The 21,752-nt window shown below is 67.4% G+C and carries 21 protein-coding genes; 12 read left to right on the top strand and 9 right to left on the bottom strand.

The features are described from left to right. Positions 1 to 43 precede the first annotated feature (43 nt). The 9 genes from alaS (at position 44) to ACQ260_RS02295 (ending at position 9,638) form a co-directional block, all read left to right on the top strand. Entirely contained in the window at positions 44 to 2,734 is a 2,691-nt protein-coding gene (gene alaS, locus ACQ260_RS02335; RefSeq protein ID WP_432557786.1) for an alanine--tRNA ligase, read from the top strand. After that, on the top strand, positions 2,731 to 3,252 hold the full coding sequence (ruvX, locus tag ACQ260_RS02330; RefSeq protein ID WP_432557785.1) for a Holliday junction resolvase RuvX: 522 nt from the start codon (positions 2,731 to 2,733) through the stop codon (positions 3,250 to 3,252). The genes alaS and ruvX overlap by 4 nt, the downstream gene beginning before the upstream one ends. Further along, positions 3,249 to 4,388 carry an endolytic transglycosylase MltG gene (gene mltG, locus ACQ260_RS02325; RefSeq protein WP_432557784.1) on the top strand — a complete coding sequence of 380 codons (1,140 nt, stop codon included), beginning with the start codon at positions 3,249 to 3,251 and terminating at the stop codon, positions 4,386 to 4,388. The genes ruvX and mltG overlap by 4 nt, the downstream gene beginning before the upstream one ends. Beyond that, positions 4,358 to 5,248 (top strand): shikimate dehydrogenase, encoded by an 891-nt coding sequence (locus tag ACQ260_RS02320; protein ID WP_432557783.1) that lies wholly within the window; start codon positions 4,358 to 4,360, stop codon positions 5,246 to 5,248. The genes mltG and ACQ260_RS02320 overlap by 31 nt, the downstream gene beginning before the upstream one ends. An 81-nt stretch (positions 5,249 to 5,329) precedes the next feature. Beyond that, positions 5,330 to 6,526 (top strand): chorismate synthase, encoded by a 1,197-nt coding sequence (gene aroC, locus ACQ260_RS02315; RefSeq protein ID WP_432557782.1) that lies wholly within the window; start codon positions 5,330 to 5,332, stop codon positions 6,524 to 6,526. Continuing rightward, a complete protein-coding gene (locus tag ACQ260_RS02310; protein ID WP_432557781.1) occupies positions 6,523 to 7,029 on the top strand; it encodes a shikimate kinase in 507 nt (168 codons plus the stop codon). Before aroC ends, ACQ260_RS02310 begins: the two co-directional genes overlap by 4 nt. A 40-nt stretch (positions 7,030 to 7,069) precedes the next feature. Further along, on the top strand, positions 7,070 to 8,155 hold the full coding sequence (gene aroB / locus ACQ260_RS02305) for a 3-dehydroquinate synthase (RefSeq protein WP_432557780.1): 1,086 nt from the start codon (positions 7,070 to 7,072) through the stop codon (positions 8,153 to 8,155). Between the two features lie 131 nt (positions 8,156 to 8,286). Beyond that, positions 8,287 to 8,967 carry a hypothetical protein gene (locus ACQ260_RS02300; RefSeq protein ID WP_432557779.1) on the top strand — a complete coding sequence of 227 codons (681 nt, stop codon included), beginning with the start codon at positions 8,287 to 8,289 and terminating at the stop codon, positions 8,965 to 8,967. A 41-nt stretch (positions 8,968 to 9,008) separates the two neighbouring features. Next, positions 9,009 to 9,638, top strand: coding sequence for a hypothetical protein (locus ACQ260_RS02295; RefSeq protein WP_432557778.1), 630 nt, complete (start codon positions 9,009 to 9,011; stop codon positions 9,636 to 9,638). A 216-nt stretch (positions 9,639 to 9,854) separates the two neighbouring features. Here the strand turns inward: ACQ260_RS02295 and ACQ260_RS02290 are convergent, their stop codons facing one another. Genes ACQ260_RS02290 through ACQ260_RS02260 form a run of 7 tightly spaced genes read right to left on the bottom strand, consistent with a single transcriptional unit; the run spans position 9,855 to position 17,020 of the window. Next, positions 9,855 to 12,098, bottom strand: coding sequence for an ATP-binding cassette domain-containing protein (locus ACQ260_RS02290; protein WP_432557777.1), 2,244 nt, complete (start codon positions 12,096 to 12,098; stop codon positions 9,855 to 9,857). 39 nt (positions 12,099 to 12,137) lie between these two features. Then, complete coding sequence (locus ACQ260_RS02285) at positions 12,138 to 13,010, bottom strand: aminoglycoside phosphotransferase family protein (protein WP_432557776.1); 873 nt, start codon at positions 13,008 to 13,010, stop codon at positions 12,138 to 12,140. Further along, positions 13,007 to 13,249 carry a hypothetical protein gene (locus tag ACQ260_RS02280; RefSeq protein ID WP_432557775.1) on the bottom strand — a complete coding sequence of 81 codons (243 nt, stop codon included), beginning with the start codon at positions 13,247 to 13,249 and terminating at the stop codon, positions 13,007 to 13,009. Before ACQ260_RS02280 ends, ACQ260_RS02285 begins: the two co-directional genes overlap by 4 nt. A gap of 57 nt (positions 13,250 to 13,306) precedes the next feature. Next, positions 13,307 to 14,065 carry an iron ABC transporter ATP-binding protein gene (locus tag ACQ260_RS02275; RefSeq protein WP_432557774.1) on the bottom strand — a complete coding sequence of 253 codons (759 nt, stop codon included), beginning with the start codon at positions 14,063 to 14,065 and terminating at the stop codon, positions 13,307 to 13,309. Then, positions 14,062 to 15,063 (bottom strand): iron chelate uptake ABC transporter family permease subunit, encoded by a 1,002-nt coding sequence (locus tag ACQ260_RS02270; RefSeq protein WP_432557773.1) that lies wholly within the window; start codon positions 15,061 to 15,063, stop codon positions 14,062 to 14,064. Before ACQ260_RS02270 ends, ACQ260_RS02275 begins: the two co-directional genes overlap by 4 nt. Next, positions 15,060 to 16,076 carry an ABC transporter permease gene (locus tag ACQ260_RS02265; RefSeq protein ID WP_432557772.1) on the bottom strand — a complete coding sequence of 339 codons (1,017 nt, stop codon included), beginning with the start codon at positions 16,074 to 16,076 and terminating at the stop codon, positions 15,060 to 15,062. Before ACQ260_RS02265 ends, ACQ260_RS02270 begins: the two co-directional genes overlap by 4 nt. After that, positions 16,073 to 17,020 (bottom strand): siderophore ABC transporter substrate-binding protein, encoded by a 948-nt coding sequence (locus ACQ260_RS02260; protein ID WP_432557771.1) that lies wholly within the window; start codon positions 17,018 to 17,020, stop codon positions 16,073 to 16,075. The genes ACQ260_RS02265 and ACQ260_RS02260 overlap by 4 nt, the downstream gene beginning before the upstream one ends. Positions 17,021 to 17,167: 147 nt before the next feature. Here ACQ260_RS02260 and rbsK point away from each other — a divergent pair, with 147 nt between their 5' ends. After that, positions 17,168 to 18,124 (top strand): ribokinase, encoded by a 957-nt coding sequence (gene rbsK / locus ACQ260_RS02255; protein ID WP_432557770.1) that lies wholly within the window; start codon positions 17,168 to 17,170, stop codon positions 18,122 to 18,124. Positions 18,125 to 18,158: 34 nt separating this feature from the next. On the opposite strand, the gene metB is transcribed toward rbsK, so the two are convergent. Both metB and ACQ260_RS02245 read right to left on the bottom strand, forming a co-directional pair. Then, positions 18,159 to 19,322, bottom strand: a complete 1,164-nt coding sequence (gene metB / locus ACQ260_RS02250; protein WP_432557769.1) for a cystathionine gamma-synthase — start codon at positions 19,320 to 19,322, stop codon at positions 18,159 to 18,161. Positions 19,323 to 19,427: 105 nt separating this feature from the next. Then, positions 19,428 to 20,597 (bottom strand): aminotransferase class I/II-fold pyridoxal phosphate-dependent enzyme, encoded by a 1,170-nt coding sequence (locus tag ACQ260_RS02245; protein ID WP_432557768.1) that lies wholly within the window; start codon positions 20,595 to 20,597, stop codon positions 19,428 to 19,430. Between the two features lie 68 nt (positions 20,598 to 20,665). Between ACQ260_RS02245 and efp the strand changes: the two genes are divergently transcribed. Continuing rightward, complete coding sequence (gene efp, locus ACQ260_RS02240) at positions 20,666 to 21,229, top strand: elongation factor P (RefSeq protein WP_432557767.1); 564 nt, start codon at positions 20,666 to 20,668, stop codon at positions 21,227 to 21,229. After that, entirely contained in the window at positions 21,229 to 21,747 is a 519-nt protein-coding gene (gene nusB, locus ACQ260_RS02235; RefSeq protein WP_432557766.1) for a transcription antitermination factor NusB, read from the top strand. The genes efp and nusB overlap by 1 nt, the downstream gene beginning before the upstream one ends. The last annotated feature ends 5 nt before the right edge of the window (positions 21,748 to 21,752 follow it).

Here is a 21,752-nt window from a genome sequence, read left to right as displayed (position 1 = left end):
CCCTGCCACCGATCGAACTCGACGTCAGCCAAGGATCAGACACATGAAGACAGCCGACATCCGGCGCCGTTTCCTCGACTTCTTCGCCGCGCGCGGCCACCAGGTCGTGCCGTCGGCTCCTCTGCTCTATCACGATCCGACCCTGCTGTTCGTCAACGCCGGCATGGTGCCGTTCAAGCCCTATTTCACGGGTCAGGAGAACCCGCCCTTCGATCGCGCCGCCAGCGTGCAGAAGTGTGTGCGGACCCTCGATATCGAAGAGGTCGGCAAGACGACCCGGCACGGGACGTTCTTCCAGATGAACGGCAACTTCTCCTTCGGTGACTATTTCAAGGCAGACGCGATCGCCTATGCCTGGGAACTGGTCACCGCGGAGCAGCACAACGGCGGTCTCGGTTTCGATCCGGACAAGGTCTGGGTGACCGTCCTGGGTCCCGGCCACCACCCGAACTTCCCCGACGGTGACATCGAGGCGATCAAGCTCTGGCAGAAGGTCGGCGTCCCGGCCGACCGGATCCAGCAGCGAAATCTCACGGACAATTTCTGGAACATGGGCATTCCGGGTCCGGGCGGTCCGTGCTCCGAGATCTATATCGACCGCGGCCCCGAGTTCGGGCCCGATGGCGGTCCGGTGGTGGACGAGGACCGGTTCCTGGAGATCTGGAACCTCGTGTTCATGCAGAACGAGCTTTCCGCCGTGCGGGCCAAGGATGACTTCGACATCGTCGGCGACCTGCCGGCCAAGAACATCGACACCGGCATGGGCCTGGAGCGAGTGGCCTATCTGCTCCAGGGAGTCGACAACCTCTATGAGATCGACGAGGTCTATCCGGTCATCGACCGCGCGGCCGAGCTCGCCGGCAAGCGCTATGGCGTCGACGCGGAGGACGACATCCGGATGCGCGTGGTGGCCGACCACGTCCGGTCGTCCCTGATGCTGATGACCGATGGCGTCACGCCGGGCAACGAAGCCCGCGGCTATGTGCTGCGTCGGCTTCTGCGCCGCTCGATCCGGGCGATGCGTCTGCTCGGCGTGGAGGACAAGGTCCTGCCGGAGCTCCTGCCGGTCAGCCGCGACCAGATGTCCACGTCCTATCCGGAGATCCTCGAGGGCTGGGAGCGGGTGTCCACGGTGGCCTTCGCGGAGGAGGACGCCTTCCGCCGCACCCTCGCCGCCGGGACCCAGATCTTCGACGTCGCCGTCGCGGACGCGAAGGCCAAGGACCAGTCCACGCTGTCCGGCGACCGTGCCTTCCAACTGCACGACACGTATGGCTTCCCGATCGACCTCACGCTCGAGATGGCCGCCGAGCAGGGGCTGCAGGTCGACCGCGACCAATTCACGGCGCTCATGGCGGAGCAGAAGGAGCGCGCGCGGGCGGATGCGCGCGCCAAGAAGGGTGGCGCGCAGAGCACGGAGGCATACAAGAACCTCCGTGCCCACGGTGCCACCGGTTTCCGGGGCTTCCAAGAACTGACGGTCGACTCGAACGTGCTCGGCATCGTCCGCGACGGCGAGCTCGTTCATTCCGCCGAGCCCGGCGATGTGGTCGAGGTTGTGCTGGCCGACACCCCGTTCTATGCGGAGGCCGGCGGTCAGGACGCCGACCGCGGCACGATCGACGCGGGGGGCACCCGACTCGACGTCCTCGACGTCCAGCGGCCCATCGACGGGCTGATCGTGCACAAGGTCGAGGTCGGCAGTGGTCTGCTCGAGACGGGCGCGGATGTGCTCGCCAGCGTTGACCCGTTCCACCGGATGGGTGCTTGTCAGGCACATTCCGCCACCCACATCGTCCACGCCGTGCTGCACGAGGTGGTCGGTCCGACCGCGGTGCAGGCAGGGTCCTACAACAAGCCCGGCTATCTGCGCTTCGACTTCAACGCCACCTCCGGGCTCAGCCAGGCCCAGCGCGACGAGGTCGAGGGTCTCGCCAACGAGGCTATCCGCAACGACCTCGCGGTCACCTCGCGGGAACTGCCGCTCAGCGAGGCGAAGGAGCTCGGGGCGATGGCGATGTTCGGGGAGAAATATCCGGATGTCGTCCGCATGGTCGAGATGGGCGGTCCGTGGTCCCGCGAGCTGTGCGGCGGCACCCACGTCCAGCACTCGTCGCAGATCGGCATGCTGACGCTGTTGGGGGAGCAATCGATCGGTTCGGGCGTGCGTCGCGTCGAGGCGCTGGTGTCCACCGACGCCTTCAAGCACATGGCGGCCGAACGCACCTTGGTGTCGAACCTCACCGGCATGCTCAAGGTCCGTCCGGATGCGCTCGTCGACCGCGTCGAAAAGATGCTGGTCCAGCTGAAGGATGCCGAGAAGCAGATTGCGGCCTATAAGTCCGCCGAGGTCCTGGGCAACGCCAAGGGCCTGGCGGACGCCGCGAAGGACATGTGGGGCGTCGGGTTCGTCGGCAAGCACGTCGAGGGCGTCGGCGGCGGCGACCTGCGCACGCTCGCCCAGGAGGTCCGGAGCCGACTCGGCAGCCGGCCCGGTGTGGTCGTGCTCGTCGGCGGGACGGCCGACAAACCGGCGCTCGTCATCGCGACCAACGAGGGCGCCCGGGACCGCGGGCTCAAGGCCGGCGCCCTGGTGAAGCTCGGCACCGAGAAGCTGGGCGGCAAGGGCGGCGGCAAGGACGACCTCGCCCAGGGCGGTGGCAGCGATGCGACCGCAATTCCGGCGGCGCTCGAGGCCGTGGAGTTCGAGGTCGGTCGGGTCGTCACGTCGTGACCGGAGATGCTCGGGAGGGCGCGGGGCAGCCACGGGCGGCGGCCGGGTTTCGTCCGGGCGTGCGCCTCGCGGTCGACTGGGGTGATGCCCGGATCGGCGTGGCCGCGTGTGATGCTGCGGGACTATTGGCGTACCCACTGGAAACCGTGCCCGCCGGAAAGGCCGCCGAAGGGCGGATTGCCGAGTTGGTGCGCGAACACGGCCCGCTCGAGCTCATCCTCGGGCTGCCGCGTTCCCTGTCCGGCGGCGAGGGCCCGTCGGCCAACAAGATCCGGCGGCACGCGAAATCGCTTGAGAAAAGGATCAGGCCGGTTCAGGTACGCTTGCTCGACGAAAGATTGACCACGGTGACAGCCGCTCGGGCACTGTCCGCGAGCGGTCGGACCGCTCGCCAGCAACGGTCCGTGATCGACATGGTCGCAGCGGTCACCATCCTCGAGCATGCGCTTGAGGCAGAGCGCAGCACAGGTTCGCCGCCCGGTGAGCTGTTGACCGAGACACGAGGGGTTCAGGGTTGAGCGATCTGCTGAAACCGGAACAAAGGAAGCGACCCGACGACGAACGGGATTGGAACGAGACGTTCCGCCACGCCAAGAGCCTCTTTGCGGTGGTGCTGTCGCTGGTCGTCCTGATCGGTGGGGGACTGTTCGCCTATAACAAGGTGGGCACCGCAGTGACCGGCCTGTTCGTCGCCGAGGACTATCCAGGTCCCGGTGAGGACGATGTCGAGGTCGAGATCCCGCAGGGCTCGACCGTCGACGAGATCGGCTCGATCCTGAAGGATGCGGACGTCGTGGCATCGACAGACGCGTTCAGTCGTGCGGCGGCCGAGATCCCGAACGCCAATCAGTTGCAGGCGGGCACCTATACGCTGCAGACCAAAATGCGTGCTCGCGATGCGATCCAGGCCATGCTGGATGCCGGTGTCAAGGGCGGGAAGCGTTTCCTCATCCGCGAAGGCCTGCGCATCAATGAGCAAGTGGCCGCCCTCGCGGAGCAGACAGGGATTCCGGCCGAGCGGTTCGAGGAAGCGCTCAAGAATCCCGACGCTTACGGACTGCCTTCCTGGGCGAAGGGCAACCCGGAGGGCTATCTGTTCCCCGACACCTACGAGATGTCCGGCGAGGACCCGAACACCGCGCTCAAGCAGATGACCGCCAACTTCATGCGCAAGGCCAACGATGTCCAGTTGGAGGCCCGCGCAGGCGAGCTCAACCGGGAACCAGGCGACTTGGTCACTATCGCGTCGATCATCGAGGCGGAGGTGCGACGACCCGAGGACCGTGCAAAGGTCGCCCGCGTGATCTACAACCGACTGGACGCGAAGCCGTCCATGCCGCTCCAGATGGACTCCACGGTCCACTACGCGGTGAACCACCCCCGCACGGGTGGGGTCACGACGACGGACGCCGACCGCGCCAACCCCTCCCCCTACAACACCTATGTCCACGCGGGAATCCCGCCTGGTCCCATCGGCGCTCCCGGACGCTCGGCGCTGGAGGCGGCGGCCAACCCCGCGGATGGTGACTGGAAATACTTCGTCTCCGTCAACATGGACACCGGCGAGACCGCGTTCGCGGAGACCTTCGCCGAGCACGAGCAGAACGTGCGCAAGTTCCGGGCGTGGTGCCAGGACAACCCGGGCAAGTGCTGAGCCAACTCGTCGGTCCGCCCGGTCCCGGCCAGAACCGATGCGCCGTCCTGGGGTTCCCGATCCAGCATTCGTTGTCGCCGGTGCTGCACGCGGCGGCGTACGCGGAACTCGGCCTCACAGACTGGCGCTATGACCGGTTCGCGGTGGATCGCGGCGAGTTGGCCGAGTTCGTCGGATCCTGTGGCCCGAACTGGCGTGGTTTCAGCATGACCATGCCGTTGAAGGACGAGGCGCTGGACATCGGTGCGGTGAGCACGGCCGCCCGCCTCACCGGGGCTGCGAACACTCTGATCTTCGACGGCGATCGGATCGTGGTCCACAACACCGACATCGAGGGGTTCTGGCGACCGCTGGTGGCGCACTTCGACGTCGCGTCGGCAGCCGATGTGCCGATCGAGTCGGCGGTGGTTCTGGGCGGCGGGGCGACCGCCCGCTCGGCGTTCGTGGCGCTGACGACGATGGGCGTGGCGGACATCACCGTGTGCGCCCGAACCCGGGCCAAGGTCGAAGCCTGGGGACCGATGTTCGAGGCGACCGGGGTGACTCCCCGCATCACCGATTTCACCGACCTCCCCGAGTCACAGTTGCTGATCGCCACCGCGACCAAGGGCGCGGCTGATCAGCTTGCCGAACGTGCGGCGGCGAGCCAGCAGATCGTGTTCGATGCCATCTATGACCCGTGGCCGACCGAGCTGGGTCGCGTCGCCGCAGAGGCAGGCAGGGTTGTGTTCTCCGGTCTGGACATGCTGGTGGGGCAGGCGATCGCGCAGGTCGAGTTGATGACGGGGCGCACGATCGCCGCAGACGTGCTGATGACCGCCGGCCGAGCCGCGATCGCGGCCCGTGGGGAGTCTGTTTGAGGGACGGGCGGCGAGACCGGGCGTAGTCATCTCTGCGAGAATGCCCCGGTGCGTCGGCACATGACGCACAGGAGAGGAATCATGCTTCGCTGGCTCACCGCAGGGGAATCGCACGGTCCCGCCCTCGTGGCGACGATCGATGGGCTGCCGGCCCATGTCCGGGTCACCTCCGACGACATCGCCGGCGCGTTGGCGCGGCGGCGACTGGGATACGGGCGCGGGGCCAGGATGAAGTTCGAGGCGGATCAGGTCACAATCCTCGGCGGCGTGCGCCACGGCGAGACCCTCGGGTCACCGATCGCGCTCCAGGTGGGCAACACCGAATGGCCGAAGTGGGAGACCGTCATGGCGGCGGACCCTGTCGACCCCGAGGTGCTGGCGGCTCAGGCGAGGAATGCGAAGCTGACCCGGCCCAGGCCGGGACACGCGGACCTGGTGGGCATGCAGAAGTACGACTGGGACGAGGCCAGGCCCATCCTGGAGCGCGCCTCTGCCCGTGAGACCGCCGCTCGGGTGGCCCTCGGTCAGATCGCGATGAATTTTCTCGAGCAGGCCTTGGGCATCACGATCCTGTCGCACGTGGTCGAGTTGGGCACCGCGCGTACGCCCGCCGGTCTCCTGCCCACGATGGCCGACCTGCCCCGCATCGACGAGTCGCCGGTGCGCTGCGCCGATGAAGGTGCCGCGCAGGCGATGATCGAGGAGATCGACCAGTGCCACAAGGACGGGGACACGCTCGGTGGCGTGGTCGAGGTGCTCGCGTGGGGCTGTCCGCCCGGGTTGGGCTCCCACACGATGGGTGATCGCCGACTCGACGCCCGGCTCGCGGGCGCTCTCATGGGCATCCAGGCCATCAAGGGGGTCGAGGTCGGGGACGGCTTCGAACTGGCACGCTCGCGGGGCTCTGCGGCGCACGACGAGATCGTGCCCGGGTCTGACGGCATCGCACGGGCCGGGCACCGCGCCGGCGGCACCGAGGGCGGCATGTCGACCGGTGAGGTTCTGCGTGTTCGGGCGGCCATGAAGCCGATCGCGACCGTCCCGCGGGCTCTGCGGACCCTCGACACCACAACCGGCGAACCGGCCGTCGCCCACCATCAGCGCTCCGATGTGTGCGCCGTTCCGGCGGCCGGCGTGGTGGCGGAGGCCATGGTGGCGTTGGTGCTCGCCGAGGCGGTGCTGGAGAAGTTCGGCGGCGACTCCGTCGCGGAAACGAAACGCAACTGTGCGGCGTACCTTGCCGACATCGCCGACCGCGGCCTGGACATCGCGAGATGACCCGCGCCGTCGCCCTCATCGGGGCCCCGGGGTCGGGCAAGTCGACGATCGGTCGGCTGCTGGCCGGCGAACTCGGGCGGCCGTTCGTGGACGTGGACGCCGCGATCGAAGCGGATCAGCAACTGTCGATCGCCGACATCTTCGTGACCCACGGGGAACCGCACTTCCGCCAGCTCGAGGAGACTGCGACCATCGCGCGGCTCGCCGAGGGCGGCGTGGTGGCGCTGGGGGGCGGCGCGATCATGAACCCAGACATCCGTCGCGCGCTGGCGGACCACGAGGTCGTGTGGCTCGAATGCTCGATCAGCACCGCGACGAAGCGGGTCGGCATGGACACCGCGCGACCCCTGCTGCTGGGCAACGTGCGTGGGCGGTTGATCAAGCTGTTGAACGAACGCACGCCGCTCTATCGGGAGGCTGCGACCATCAGCGTCACCACCGACGACCGGGCACCCGCCGAAATCGTCGCGGAAATCATGGTGGCGCTGGGGAAAGCCGACTGAAAAGCCTGCGCCCGGCGTTCAAGCCGCTGAAGGGATGAGCATGACCGACCTCGAAGTGATCCGCGTCGCCGCTGAGCGACCCTATGAGGTGCACACGCGTGCCGGGGCGTTGGAGTTGCTGCCGGATCTGGTCGGCGACACCGAGCGGGTGGCGCTGCTGTACGCCCCCGTCCTGCGGGAGCGGGCGTCGGCGCTGGCCGAAGGGCTGCGCGCACGGGTGACGATGATCGAGCTGCCGGATGCCGAGGCTGCCAAGACCGCCGAGGTGCTGGTCGCGTGCTGGGACCGCCTCGCGGCCGAGGGATTCACCCGGTCGGACCTGCTCATCGCCCTCGGCGGGGGAGCGACGACCGACCTCGGTGGGTTCGTCGCTGCCTCCTGGCTGCGCGGCATTCGGTTCGTGACTGTGCCGACGACCGTGCTCGGCATGGTCGACGCCGCGGTGGGCGGCAAGACCGGCATCAACATCAGCGCCGGCAAGAACCTCGTCGGGGCTTTCCACGAGCCGATCGGTGTGCTCTGCGATCTGTCGCTGTTGCGTACCCTCCCGGAAGCCGACCTGCGGGCCGGCATGGTCGAGGCCGTCAAGTGCGGCTTCATCGCCGATCCGGTGATCCTCGATCTGGTCGAGGAGGACCCGGTCGAGGCGCTGCGGGTGGATTCGGATCGCCTGGCCGAGATCGTGCGCCGCGGGATCGCCGTCAAGGCGCGCGTGGTGAGTGCGGACCTGCGCGAAGCGACCTCCAAGGGCGCGACGGTCGGACGGGAGATCCTCAACTACGGCCACACGCTCGGACACGCGGTCGAGAAACTCGAGAACTATCGGATGCGGCACGGGGAGGCCGTCGGCATCGGCATGATCTATGTCGCCGAGCTCGCCCGCCTGCTGGGGAGGATCGACGACGACCTGGCCGAGCGGCACCGCTCGGTGCTGGCGGCCCTGGGGGTCCCCACCACCTATCGCCCCGATGCCTGGCCCGCCCTGCGCGAGGCCATGAGCCTCGACAAGAAGACCCGCGGCTCGACGTTGCGATTCGTGCTCCTCAACGGGCTCGGCAGCGCGGAGATCTGCGCGGGTCCCGGTGAGGACGTGTTGGCTGCGGCGTACGCGCGGTTCGCCGGCTGACTGCGTCCCGGCCGGATCTGCTCGGTGCGGTGATCACGAAAAGATCACCGGGCGAGGAAATGGAACCCTGCGGGCGGTGCCGGATTCCTCCGGGGTGACAGAACGAACTGTCGCTGAGCCGGAGGGTCACCATGAAGAAGATCATCGCCACCGCATTCGCCGCCGGACTCGTTGTTGCCGGCCTGAGCGTCGTTCCGGCGTACGCCGCTGGTGACGTGAGCGTGGACTACGGCTGCAACTCCGCCACCTTCACCAACACCTATTCCGAAACCGTCAACGTGAACTATGGCACCGCGAACTCCGGCGACGTGGTGGCCGTCCAGGTGCCCGCCGGCAAGAGTGTGAAGGTGATGGCGAAGGTGAAGAACTTCGGCTACACCGCCACGCTGCCCAACGGTGCCGAGGTCGGCATCCTCGAATGGCCGGGCGTCGACCTGACGGCCAAGTGCTCCGATGAGGAACGCGACGAGCAGGGCAAGCTGTTCACGGTCGAATACGGCTGCAACTCCGCCACCTTCACCAACAACACCGGCGGCCATGTCACCCTCGACTACGGCCAGAAGAACTCGGGCGACACGAACCGCACCACCATCTACAACACCCAGAGCCGGAAGATCACCAGCACGGCCGACAACTTCGGCTGGCTCGCGAAGGACGCCGAAGGCCGCACGGTCAACGTTGAGGAAGGCGGCATCGACCTGACCGCGAAGTGTGCCCCGACGAACCGGCCCACCACACCGCGGACCACCGCACCGGGTGCGCCGCGCACTCCGAAGGAGAACCGGGGCGGCCTCGCCAAGACCGGCGTGTGAGGCACCTCCTCAGCGCGGCCGGGCGATCAGGGGGATAGGCCATGGAACTTTGGTTGCGCGTCTTCTGGCCACCCATTCGGGCGTGGCTCCTCGGTCTCGCGATCTTTGTGGTCAACGGCGTGGTGCAGACGGCATTCCTCGGACATGACTGGGTGGAGAGGTTCGGCTGGGTCTTCCATCCCGCCGGGGGATTCTCGTTCCTCGATGGCTTGTACATGACGACCGTTCTCTTCCCCGTGTTCTTCGGCATCGTCGTCGTCTTCCTCCTGCTGCCCTTCGCGCGGGACCGAGCGTCGCTGTTCCTCCGGCTGTTCTCCGGACCCGCGCTCATCGCCTACGGATCCGTCGGCCTGCAGCAGTACTTCCTCAGCACGGGGAACCTCGACGCAGCACCGTGGTGCGCACTCGGCCTGCTGCCCCTGGCGATCTCGCAGTTCGGCATCGTTGAGAGGTACCCGCTGCTCGGCGGCGTCTACACCGCCATTTCGTTCGCGATCGGCTACATCGCCATGCCCACGACTTGGGATCGCTCCGCCGAGTTCGCCCTTGCCCCCACGACGACCTGGGAATGGATCAGTCTCATCGTCTCCGGACTGCTGGCGATCGGCTCGTTCGTCGTCGGCATCACCCTCGAGGCGCGTTGGTCGTCGGACCGTCAGGACCCGCGGTGAACCCTCAGACCTGCGCCGCGGCGGTCAGGGCGAGGCCGACACGCGGAGCCCGAGCTGCACTTGTGCCTGGATGTCACAAGTGGCGGCCCCGACACGCGTGTCGCGCCGGCATTCGTGACATCACGTCACATTTGCAGCCGCCGGTGGGCGTGTCGGCCCCGCGACGGTGGCTCGGTCATCATGCACCCCGGCCAGCAGGGCACCGAGCGCCCGGGGTCACCGCCGGGCCAGGTGCTCACCGGTCAGCGACTGGCCGCCGGCGCGGACGTGATCGACGAGCTGGGCCGGCGTACCCGAGAAGACCACCCGCCCGCCCTCGTGACCCGCGCCGGGCCCCATGTCGATGATCCAGTCGGCCCGCGCGATCACATCGAGGTTGTGCTCGATCACGATGACCGTGTGCCCGGAGTCGACGACACGGTCCAGCAGCCCGATCAGGTTGTCGACATCGGCCATGTGCAACCCACTTGTCGGCTCGTCCAGCACCAGCACCGGTTGACTTTGGTCCTGCATGGCCAGCTTCAACCGCTGCCGCTCTCCACCGGACAGCGAGTTGAGCCGCTGGCCCAATCGGACATAGGAGAGCCCGACATCCACCAGCCGCGCCAGCAGCGGCCGGATGGTCCGCTCGGTGAAGAAGTCGTGCGCCTCCTCGATGCTCATCGCCATGACATCCGCGATCGACCGGTCGCGGAGCTTCAGTTCCAGGACCTCTGCGGTGAACTGCCGTCCGTCGCAGGTCTCGCAGGGGGTTTCGACTGTGGCCATGAAGCCGAGTTCGTGGATGATGACGCCGAGACCCTTGCAGTCGGGGCAGGCGCCCGCCGAGTTGGCGGAGAACAGCGCCGGCTTGGTTCCGGTGGCCTTGGCGAAGACCTTGCGGATCTGCTCGAGGATGCCGGTATAGGTGGCCGGGTTGGACCGCCGCGATCCCTTGATCGCGGACTGGTCGACGAACGAGACCCCGGCGCGCGGCAGGCACCCGTGGATGAGCGACGACTTGCCCGAGCCCGCCACCCCGGTGACTGCGACGAGCACACCTGTGGGGACGTCCACGTCCACGCCCTGCAGGTTGTGCTCGCGCGCATCGCGGATCTCGAGCCACCCTGTCGGGGAGCGGGGGTCGGTCTTGAGCTGCTGGCGCTGTTCCAGGTGGTTGCCGGTCAGCGTGCCGGAGGCCCGGAGGCCGGCAAAATCCCCGGCATAGACGACCTCGCCGCCGTGCGTACCGGCCCGTGGCCCGAGGTCGATCAAATGGTCGGCGACCGCCATCACCTCGGGCTTGTGTTCGACGACCAGGACGGTGTTGCCCTTGTCGCGGAGGCGCTGCAGCAGACCGTTCATGAGCTGGACGTCGTGCGGATGGAGGCCGATGGTCGGTTCGTCGAACACATAGGTCACATCGGTCAGCGCACTGCCCAGGTGGCGCACCATCTTCACTCGCTGGGCCTCACCGCCCGACAGCGTCGAGGCGGGCCGGTCGAGACTCAGATAGCCGAGCCCGATCGACATGAAGCCGGCGAGTTGCTCACGGAGCTTGGCGATGAGGGGTACGCCGCCCTCGGCATCCCGGCCCAGCCCCGCCAGGAACTCATCCAGTTGCTCGATCTCCATCCGCGTGCAGTCGTGGATCGACCGCCCGCCGAGGCGCACGGCATTGGCCTCCGCGTTGAGCCTCGATCCGGCGCAGGCAGGGCAGGTCGCGAACGACGCGATTCGCTCGACGGCTGCTTTCATCGCCGGCTTCATCGACTCGACGTCCTTGCTGAGCGCCGACTTGGTGAGCCGTGGCACCAGACCCTCATAGGTCATGTTGATGCCGTTGAGCTGCACCTTCCGTTCGGCGCTGTGCAGGAGAAGTGCACGCTCATCGGCCGAATAGTCACCGACCAACTTGTCGGGGTCCAGCAGCCCGGACTCGGCGTACAGCTTCCAACTCCACGATCCGGCGCCATAGCCGGGAAAGTCGATCGCACCCTCGTTGAGGGACTTGGCCGGGTCGACCAGGGCATCCTCGTCGATCGCCGAGACCCGCCCGGCGCCGCCGCACTCCGGACACATGCCGCGGGGGTCGTTGAACGAGAACCTGATCGGTGCATGGAGCACGGGGTCGCCGAGGTGCGCGAAGATCGTGCGGAGCACGGCATAGGCATCGGTGGCGGTGCCGACCGTCGAGCGGGTGTTGGCCCCCATCTGCTCCTGGCTGACCAGGATCGCGGGGGTGAGGTTGCGCAGTTCGTCCGCGTCCGGCTGCGGCTGGGCAGGCATGAAGTTCTGGACGAACACCTCATAGGTCTCGTCGATCAGCCGGCGCGCCTCGGCGGCGATCGTGCCGAACACCAGTGACGATTTCCCCGAGCCCGAGACTCCGGTGAACACCGTCAGCTGCCGTTTGGGAACGTCAACATCGACGGATTTCAGATTGTTCTCGCGCGCACCGCGGACCTGGATCGATTCCACCGGGACAACCTAGGGCCCCGGTGACGCTCGGCGCCATTGCTAGGGCTGAACCTCCTGCATCGCCTTGGCCAACGTCACGTTGCGGGTGATCCAGCCGTTGTCGGCGTCGGTGAGCTCCCGACGCTCGCGGCGAGCATCCAGCACGGCCCAGGACACGTTGACGATCGCCCGCACGACGACCCAGTCCCGCGCCCGACGCTCATCGAGCCCGGAGCCGTCCACGAGCACATAGAACCGGTCCCGAATCGCCTCACCGGGATTGCCGAACCACTCCAGTTCGTCCCAGCGGTTCCACAGCATGGGCGCGGGCTCATAGGCGGGATCCCCGCGATAGCCCTTCGGGTCGATCACCACCCATTCCTGCGTTCGCTCGCGCCACAGCACGTTGCCGTCATGCAGGTCCCCGTGCACCACGTGGGTGGGCGCGTCGGTGATGAGGTCCCGGCCCGCACGCAGAGCCTGTTGGACGAACCTCGGGGGCGCCGGGACGTCGCGGCCGAGATCCTCGAGATCGTTCAGCCAGCGGCCAGCAGCATCGAAGAGCGACGGCAGTTGGGGGGCGGCTTCGAGATGGAGTACGCCGTAGAGACGCGCGACTTCGCTCAGCGCCTTGTCACCGGACCGGTTGGTGAGTGGTTCGCCCAGCCATTCCAGCAGCACGGCGCGACGACGCGGATCCGCGCGGAGCAGCTCGACCGCGCCACGACCGTGCCAGACCTGCAGAGTGGCGGACTCGCCCCGATTCGATTCCTCCACTGTCGAGACCTTCAGGCAACAGCGGAATCCCGCGCGGTCGTGCACGGGTTGAACCAGCGATGCGACTCCCGCGAATGGTTCGTCCACCGGGGTCAGTTGCCACTCCGCGAGAAGCTCGCGGAGTGTGCGCTCCAGGTCCGGATCAGGGGCACTCACTGATCGAGGAGGCGTTCCTCCAGGGCACGCAGGCTCATCTCCGCCTGATCGCTCAGGTCCTTCAGCGGTGCCAACATGGCGGCGACGGCGCTGGCGATCTCCTCGTTGGAGTGCTCGGCGTCAGCGTGGAAGCGGTACTCCGCCTTCACGCGGGCCGCACGCATGATGTCGAAACACTCCTCCAACCCGTACTCGCCGTCGAGGATCGCCTGGACATGGGCCGGGAGCTGAGAAGTCATGTACTGGACCGTAACCGAAAGCCTCCGAGCGCGCAGCTTGTTGTGCCATCAGGGGAATCAGGCGTAGTACAGCGCCAGGCGTTGGCCCTCGACCTCCCGCACGGCGAGGTCCATGTCATAGATGTCGCGGAGCACGCGTTCGTCGATGATGTCGTCAGGGCCGCCCACGGCGACGACGCGGCCGTCCTTCATCGCGACGATCCGGTCCGACCACACCGAGGCGAAGTTGATGTCGTGGATCACCACGACGATCGTCTTGTCGAGCTCATCCGCCGCCCGGCGGAGCCGCCGCATCATCGCCCGCGCGTGCGACATGTCGAGGTTGTTGAGAGGCTCGTCCAGCAGCACATAGTCGGTGTCCTGGGCGAGCACCATCGCGACGAACGCCCGCTGTCGCTGGCCGCCGGACATCTCGTCGAGATAGCGGTCCCGCAGGTCGCCCAGGTCCAGATAGCCGATCGCCGCGTCGACGAGCTCCCGGTCCCGGGGGCCGAGCCGTCCGCCGCAGTGCGGATAGCGACCGAACGCGACCAGGTCCGCGACCGTCAGGCGCACCGCCAGGTGGTTGTCCTGCTTGAGCACCGACAGCACCTTGGCCAGCTCGCGGGTGTCGCACGCGGCCACGTCGAGCTCACCGACGGTCATGCGCCCCGCATCGGCCTTGAGGAGCCGGGCGACCATGCCCAGCAGCGTCGATTTGCCCGCGCCGTTGGGTCCGATGATCGAGGTCACGCCGCCGACCGGCAGCTCCAGCGACACGCCGTCGACGACGACCGCCGACCCATAGCTCTTGGTCACTCCGGACACTTTGATCATCGGCGACGTCCTCCCAGCAACAGGGCGATGAATGCGATCCCGCCCACGAATTCGATGATCACGCTCAGCACGGTCCCCTGGTCGAAGACGTGCTCGAGCACGGCCTGGCCCCCGACGAGGGTGATGACGGCCAACAGGCCGGCACCGACGAGCGTGTGGGCGTGCCGATGGCTCCCGACGACCAGATAGGCCAAGTTCGCCACCAACAGCCCGAAGAAGGTGATCGGGCCGACGAGCGCCGTCGAGACCGACACCAGGATCGACACGGCGACCAGCACCCACACCAGCGCGCGGCGGTGATCCAGGCCCAGACCGGTGGCGATGTCGGGACCCAGCGCCAGGACGTCCAGCGCGTACCGTTGGCGCCAGACCGCCACGCACGTCGCCACGATCAGCACGGCGGCGACCACCAGCAGACTCGGCTGGACGGACGTGAACGACGCGAACAATCGGTTCTGCAGGACGAGGAAGGCGTTCGGCTCCATGATGCGCTGCAGCAGTGCGGCGAGCGAGCGCAGGAGCGTGCCGGCAACGATGCCGATCAGCACCAGCAGATGCACCGATCTGCCGAGGCGTGTCAACAGGACGGTGAACAGGGCGACCGACAGGCCCGTCATGACCACGGTGTTGATGCCGAATTGGGCGACCGGGCCAAGTGCGTTCACCCCGACGACCCCGAGGAAGAAGATCCCGGCGGTCTGCAGCGCCACATACAGGGAGTCGAAGCCCATGATCGACGGGGTCAGGATCCGATTGGTCGTGATCGTGTGGAACAGCACGGTCGACACGGCGACGGCCCAGCCGACGAGGACCAGCGCGGCCAGTTTGCGCGTGCGATACGCGAGGACGAAGTCCAGATTGCCGCCGGAGTCGATGAGATAGTACGCCGCGATCGCGCCCACCGCCGCGAGCGCGAGGAGCAGCAGGCGTACGCCCGGTCGGCTGCCGGGCCGGGTGGTGCTGCGGGTCGGGGTGGGAGCAGTGAGGACGGCGCTCATCGGAGCCCCTTCCTGCGGAGCAACAGGGCGAGGAACCCGGCGGCACCGATGACGCCGACGATGACGCCGACCGGCAGCTCATAGGGATGGTTGAGGACCCGGGCGAGGATGTCGCAGGCCAGCACGAACGCGGCTCCGCCCAGGCAGACCACGGGCAGCGAGCGGCGCAGGTTGTCACCCATCGCCATGCTCACGAGGTTGGGGACGACGAGTCCGAGGAACGGCAGCCCTCCGACCACCACGACGCACACGGCGGCGCTGACGGCCACGATCCCGAGTCCGAGGGCCATGACCGCACGGTGGTTGAGCCCCAGGCCGGTGGCGTGGTCCTTGCCGAGCCCGGCGACGGTGAACCGGTCGGCGAACAGATAGGTCACGACGAGGAGCACGGCGACCAGCCACAGGAGCTCGAAGCGTCCGCGGATCACGCCGGAGAAGTCCCCGGTCACCCACATCGTCATGGTCTGCAGGAGATCGAAGTGATAGGCGACGAAGGTTGTCGCGGCCGAGACGACGCCCGACAGCATGAGGCCGATCAGGGGGACGACCACGATGGCGGACTGCGGCGGGACCGATCGGATGACGCGCAGGAACAGGGCCGTGCCGAGAAGCGCGGTCACCACCGCGAACCCCATCTTGCCGACGACGGGGAGCGACGGCAGCCAGATCGTCGCGACCAGCAGTCCCGCCGCGGCGGACTCGGTGGTGCCGACCGTCGACGGTTCGACGAACCGGTTGCGGACCAGGAGCTGCATCAACAGACCGCCGAGCGCCATCGCGGCACCGGACAGCACCACCGCCACGGTCCGAGGCACCCGCGAGGCCCACAGGAGGTGGTCATCGAGCGAGCCGGCGCCAACGACCAGGCTGAGCGCGATCAGACCGACCAGCGCGGTCGCGGCCAGCCCCCAGGCAATCACGGCCGGTCGGGGGCCGGCGGTTGTGGCAGGGGTGTTCCCCGGCGCCGTGCTGGAGGTCACGACGCCGGGGGAGCGGAGGTCCAGCAGGGTCATGCCGGCAGTCCTTGGGCGGCCTCGTCCAGCATGGCGCCGGCGTTGTCGAGGCCGTGGATGGTGATGTACCAGCGCGAGCCGTCCAGCATCACGAGGCGATTCTGCTGCCAGGCCGTGGTGCCGCGCACGAGCTCGTTGTCGAGGATCTGGCGAGCGTTCTGGCCCTCGGTGCCGATCGCGGCGTCGCGGTCCACGACGAACATCACTTCGGGGTTGATCTCGGCGAGCAGCTCGAAGCTTGCGGGTTCGCCGTGGGATTCGGCGGCGATGTTCTCCCGGGCCTGGGGGACACCCAGCAGCGTGTGGACCACGCCATAACGGGACTTGGGGCCGTGGAGCGAGATCTTGCCGCCGCTGGTCATCACGATGAGGCCCTTGCCGGCGTCTGCGCCCTTGGCCTCCAGACCGGTCGCCTTCGCGCGCAGTGCAGCGATCTTCGCGTCGGCCTCGGCCTGCTTGCCGAAGGCTTCGGCGATCGGGGCCGCCGCGGCGGCGGTGCCGTCGATGAGGTTCTTGTCGGAGGTGAACGTGATGTCGATCGTCGGCCAGTGCTGGCTCAGCTCCGGATATTTCGCCGCCGAACGGAAGCCCACGATCACGAGATCCGGATCGAGCTTGCTGATGGTTTCGAGGTTCGGTTCCTGGAGGGTGCCGACGTCCTCGAACTTCTCGTCGGCGAACTCGCCGAGGAAGGCCGGCAGTGCCCGCTTCGGCAGGCCGACGACCTTGTCACCGAGGCCGAGGGCCTTGACCGTGTCGAGAGCGCCGAAGTCGAGCACGACGATCTTCTCGGGCGATCCCTCCAACTCCGTGGTCCCCTGCGTGTGGGTGACCGTGATGTGCTCACCGCTCGGTGCGGAGGTGCGATCGGTTTGACCGCCCTGTCCACACGCGGTCAAACTGAGCAGCAGCACTGTGAGCAGAGCGGCTAGGCGGCGAACCATGGGGGAGACTCCTTCGTCGGTTGATTAGGCAAGGCTAACCTAACTTCCCTCGCAGCTTGTGTCCATGGGGTCGTTTGTGACGCTCATCACGTCAGCCGGCGTCAGCACCCGAGGGCCGGGCCACCGGCGAATGTCACGATGGGCGCCATGGACATTGCTGTTGTCGGCTCGACCAATGTCGATCTGGTCACCTATATCGATCGGATGCCCGTCCCGGGCGAAACGCTGCCTGCGCGCGACTTCGCGCTGGGCTGCGGGGGCAAGGGTGCCAATCAGGCAGTAGCCGCGACCCGCCTCGGTTCCGAGGTGCTGTTCGTGACCAGGATTGGCAACGACCCGTTCGCCGAGCTCAGCCTGCGCAACTTCCTCGAGAACGGTATCGAGACGCACTTCGTGAGCCGCACCGACACAACGTCCGGGGTGGCGCCCATTCTGGTCGGCCCGGACGGTGAAAATTCCATCCTGATCGTCGCCGGCGCGAACGCCCACCTCTCAGTCGCCGATATCGACAGGGCAGCTGAGGCGATTGCGCGCTGCCGACTCCTCGTGCTCCAACTGGAGATCCCGTTGGAGACCGTCTATCGCGCGGTCCAACTGGGCGCCGAGGCGGGGATTCCCGTCCTGCTCAATCCGGCGCCGGTGCCACCCGAACTCGACTTGGAAAGGATCGCCAACGTTGACTATCTGGTCCCCAACGTGGGTGAGCTCCAGGCACTGACGCGGCTCCGGCGCGGCCGCCCAGTGGGTCAGGACTCGGGACACGAAGTCGAGGCATCCGCCGGCGCGCTGCTCGCCTGCGGCATCGCAAACGTCATTGTGACTCTCGGCGGAGAAGGGGTGTTGTGGGTGAACGACGACCACAGCGTTCGGTTTCCGGCCCGGTCGGTCGAGCCGGTCGACACCACCGGCGCCGGGGATGCGTTTATCGGTTGCTTGGCCCATTGCCTCGTGCACACCGGGGACGTCCGGCGTTCGATCGAGCTCGCGACCGCGTACGCCGCTGACTCCGTCACCCGGCGCGGCACCCAAACCGCGTACGCCACAGCAGCGGATTTTCGCGCCCGGACGGGGTTCGCACTGCCCTGGCCGACAAGGTCGTCATGAACCAGTTCCTGGCGGCGTAACATCGCCGACGCCGTCACAGACCGGTGACGCGCTCCAGCCCGGCCTGCAGGTCCGCGATGAGGTCCGCCGGGTCCTCCAGTCCGACCGACAGGCGCAACAGGCCGCCGGACAGCCCCGCCTTGGCGAGGGCCTCCGGGCTCATCGAGGCATGGGTCATCGTGACCGGATGGGACACGAGTGACTCGGTGCCACCGAGGGACTCGGCGAGCGAGAAGCATTGGAGTCCGTCAATAAAGGCGCGCACCTCGGCCTCACCGAAGAGTTCGAACGAGACCATGCCGCCGAACCCACCCTGCTGGCGGGCCGCGATCTCGTGTCCGGGATGGTCCGGCAGGCCGGGATAGTGCACGGTCCGGACGGCCGGGTGTTCGCGCAGCGCAGCTGCGACTGCCGAGGCGCCTGCCTCGTGAGCTCGCATCCGCACCGGCAGCGTCCGCATGCCCCGCAGCACCAGCCACGAGTCGAACGCGGTGCCCATCGTGCCCGCGGTCTTGGCCCAGAAATCGCAGAGCTCCGCGTCCTCGGCCCTACGCGCCACCACGGCGCCGCCGATCACATCCGAGTGGCCGTTCAGATATTTGGTCGTCGAATGCACGACGATGTCGGCACCCATGGCCAGCGGTCGCTGCAGCACCGGTGTTAGGAACGTGTTGTCGACGACGGTCTTGGCGCCCACCTCCTGCGAGGTTGCGATGATCGGCTCGAGGTCGGTGATCCGCAGCAGCGGGTTCGACGGGGTCTCCAGCCAGACGACTGTCGGGGCCAGGCGGCGAATCGATTCGCAAGCGGTCTCGGTGTCGGTGAAGTCGATCGTGTGGACGGTGAAGTTGCCGCGCTCCGCCATGCGGTGGAACAGCCGCCACGAGCCGCCGTAGCAGTCGTGGGGGATCGCGATCGAGTCGCCGACCTTCAGCATGGCCAGGAGCACGGTGGTGATCGCTCCCATGCCCGACGCGCACACGATGCCGCCGGCGCCGCCCTCGAGGGTGACGATGGCATCGGCCAGCAGCTCGCGGGTCGGGTTGGTCGCCCGGGCGTAATCGTGGGCGCGGGGTTCGTTGAACCCGGCGAACGTATAGGTCGTGCTGAGATGGATCGGCGGGATCACGGCACCCGCGGAGGTGTCCGTGCCGATGCCGGCGCGCAGGGCGCGCGTGATGTCTGAGGGCTCGGTCATCGGAGGGTCAGCTTTCTGTGTCGGGCGCGGGGTGACGCCACGTGCGAAGGGTTGTCGCGGTCGTGCGACGGGTCGTTCCGGGGGGTGCGCGCGGAAGGCCTTCGGTCAGGCTCGACAGATGCGTGCGAGCCGTGCGGCAGCTTCGGCGAGCACCTCGGGACGCTTGCCGAAACAGAACCGGACCAGGTTCCGCGCGGTCTGCGGCTCACCATAGAACACCTGTGCCGGAATGGCCGCTACGCCGGTCCATTCCGGGAGCCGACGGCAGAACTCATAGCCGTCACCATCGAAATTCAACGGCGAGATATCGGCCATCATGAAGAACGTCCCGCCCACGGGGTGAACGTCGAAACCCGCTTCCGTCAGCCCCTCGGCAAGGATGTCCCGCAGCCGCTGATAGCCGATGCCGATCGCCCGGAATCGCTCCGGCGGCAGCCCCAGGCCAGCGGTGACCCCGTGCTGGAAGGGTGTGCCGTTCGCGTAGGTCATGTTCTGCTTCGTCGTGTGGATCGCGTCGATGAACTTCGCTGGCGCGGTCAGCCAGCCGATCTTCCAGCCTGTCACCGAGAACGTCTTGCCCGCCGAGGAGATCGTCACCGTGCGGTCGAACATCCCCGGCAGCGTTGCGATTGGGATGTGGCGGTGGTCGTCGAACACCATGTGCTCATAGACCTCGTCGGTGAGCACGATCAGGTCGTGCCGGCTCGCGAGTTCGGCGATGCCGTGCAGCTCGTCGCGCGTCAGCACGTGTCCGGTCGGATTATGCGGTGAGTTGACGATGATGATCCGCGTACGCGGAGTCAGTGCCGCCTCAAGTTCGGCAAGATCGAGAGAATAGGTGGGTTCGTGGAGGCGTACCTGCCGAAACCGCCCGCCCGCCATGGCCACCGCACCCGCGTAGCAGTCGTAGCTCGGCTCCAGCGCGACCACCTCGGCACCGACCTCGCACAGCGCGAGGATCGCGGCGGACATCGCCTCGGTGGCGCCGGCGCTGACCATCACCTCGCGCAACGGATCGAGCTCAAGGTCATAGAACGTCCGCTGATGCTCCGCGATCGCTCGCCGCAACTCCGGGATCCCGTGACCCGGCGGGTACTGGTTGCGGCCGGCGCGAAGTGCGCGCACGGCCTCGTCCAAGACCTCCTGGGGACCGGCGGTGTCCGGGAACCCCTGCCCGAGGTTGATCGCGTCGTGCTGGGTCGCGAGCTGGGACATCTCGGAGAAGATCGTCGTCGTGAAGCCGCGCAGCCGCTCGACCAGGGGGGTGTCCGTCATGGAGCGAAACTATCGCCCCGCCCGAGACGGCTAGACTGGGCAGTCGGCAATCCGCGGAAAGGCAGACAGTGGCTTCGACGAACGACATCAAGAACGGCATGGTCCTCGACCTGGACGGTCAGCTCTGGCAGGTGCTGTGGTTCCAGCACCACAAGCCGGGCAAGGGCAACGCTGTCGTCCGCACCAAGATCAAGAACGTGCTCACCGGCAAGACGGTCGACAAGACGTTCAACTCCGATACCAAGGTCGACACCGCGACGGTGGACCGCAGCGAGATGCAGTACCTGTATCACGACGGCACCGGCTTCGTGTTCATGGACATGACCACCTATGACCAGATCGTCATTCCGGACGACATCGTGGGTGATGCCAAGGACTACATGCTCGAAGAGCAGATGGCGACCGTCGCGACCCATCAGGGCAACCCGCTGTTCATCGAGCTGCCGGCGTCGGTGGAACTGGTGATCACCTATACGGAGCCAGGCCTCCAGGGCGATCGCTCGACCGGTGGCACCAAGCCCGCGACGGTGGAGACCGGCAAGCAGATCCAGGTGCCGCTGTTCCTGTCCCAGGGCGAAAAGGTCAAGGTCGACACCCGGACCGGCGATTATCTCGGCCGCGTCACCAACTGATGTCCAATTTCGACCCCGCTGAGCTGCAGCTCATCGGACCGGCCAAGGATCAGAAGCCTCCGCGGCAGCTGTCGACCCGGTCCAAGGCCCGCAAGCGCGCGCTGGACATTCTCTTCGAGGCCGAGGTGCGCAGGCTCAGCCCTCTGGAGGTGCTGATCGAGCGGTCGCAACGCCACCAGGAGGACGCTGCCCCGCCCGTGCGCCTGTTCACCCAGGAACTCGTGCACGGGGTGGTCGAACACTTGGCCGACATCGATGAGCGGATCCAGGTTGCGCTCGCGCCCGGTTGGACCGTGCTGCGCATGCCGCGCGTCGATCGCGCTGCGGTCCGCATCGGGGTGTTCGAGATCGACCGCACCGACGTGCCGGACGAGGTCGCGATCGCTGAGGCGGTTGCGCTCGTCGATGAGTTGTCGACCGACGACTCCCCGGTCTTCGTCAACGGGCTCCTCGCCAAGATCGCGCGGATGCCCGCCCGCAGTCAGCCGCCGGCACAGGACACCTCCGCCGACGACTGAGGCGG

Origin of the sequence: Ammonicoccus luteus (assembly GCF_050880385.1) — a bacterium.
Taxonomy (GTDB): Bacteria; Actinomycetota; Actinomycetes; order Propionibacteriales; family Propionibacteriaceae; genus Enemella.
This window is presented reverse-complemented; position numbering and strand designations above follow the sequence as displayed.